This is a genomic window from Moraxella canis, assembly GCF_002014965.1.
Lineage (GTDB): Bacteria > Pseudomonadota > Gammaproteobacteria > Pseudomonadales > Moraxellaceae > Moraxella > Moraxella canis.
Map to the genome: position 1 here is coordinate 1 of NZ_MUXT01000018.1, position 1,053 is coordinate 1,053.

Sequence of the window (1,053 nt, forward strand, 5' to 3'; positions counted from 1 at the left end):
AAAAAAGCAGCCAAAATCTGAACCGCACCCCAAAAGTTAGACAACCTTTGGGGTGTTTTTATGACCAAATACACAATGGACTTTAAACTGTCCGTCATTCAACATTATTTAACAGGACATAGTTACCACAGCACAGCCAACGCTTTTGGTATTAAACGCTCTATCGTCCAAAACTGGGTGAGTCTCTACCAAACTCATGGGATTGATGGCATTCGCACAAGAACAAGCAAAACCATTTATTCACCAGAATTTAAACACTCGGCAGTATTACAACTACTCTTTGGTAAATCCATGCCAACAGTTGCCACCGAATTAAACATCAGCAGCCCAAGTGTGCTCCATCAATGGTTAAAAGCTTATCAAACTCATGGTATCATGGGACTTACTTCCAAACCCAAAGGCAGGCAATCTATGCTAAAGACCAATCAAGCAAGCCAAACATCCAAACCCGATGAACAAAAAACCCATGCTGAATTGATTGCTGAACTACAACACTTACGCATGGAGCTTGATGTTTTAAAAAAGTTAGAAGCCTTGGAGCGTCAGCAAAGAAAAAGCAAATCATCACCAAGAAAATCACAGTGATTGACGAGCTAAGGCAAATTTATCCACTAAAACAATTGCTGGTTTATCTTGGTGTTGCACGAGCAACATTCTACTATCATCTAAAGCAACTTGCCAAGACTGATAGCCACCAAGCCATCAAAGATACAATACAAAACATCTACCACACCCACAAAGGCAGATATGGCTATCGGCGTATTACCCTAGCACTCAAGCAGTTAGGCTTTGTTATCAATCATAAAAAAAGTACAGCGGCTAATGCACGAGCTTGGACTTAAAGCTGTGATTCGTCGTAAACGCAGATTTAGCACTTACAAAGGTAGAGTAGGCAAAATCGCTGATCATGTTTTAAACCGTGATTTTAAAGCAGACAAGCCCAATCATCAATGGGCAACGGATGTGACTGAGTTTAAAGTGGTGGATGAAGAAGGCAATACAAAAAAGCTTTACTTATCGCCCATCATGGATTTGTTTCATGGCGAGATTATC

At 40.6% G+C, this 1,053-nt stretch carries 2 protein-coding genes and 1 pseudogene; all 3 read left to right on the plus strand.

The annotated features are described in order from the left end of the window. The first annotated feature begins 60 nt into the window (after positions 1–60). A complete protein-coding gene (locus tag B0180_RS10000; RefSeq protein ID WP_078256769.1) occupies positions 61–585 on the plus strand; it encodes a helix-turn-helix domain-containing protein in 525 nt (174 codons plus the stop codon). Beyond that, positions 582–842 (plus strand): IS3 family transposase, encoded by a 261-nt coding sequence (locus B0180_RS10400; protein WP_167366948.1) that lies wholly within the window; start codon positions 582–584, stop codon positions 840–842. Before B0180_RS10000 ends, B0180_RS10400 begins: the two co-directional genes overlap by 4 nt. A 4-nt stretch (positions 843–846) precedes the next feature. Then, a pseudogene (locus tag B0180_RS10010) lies at positions 847–1,053 on the plus strand (hypothetical protein); the annotation flags it as partial.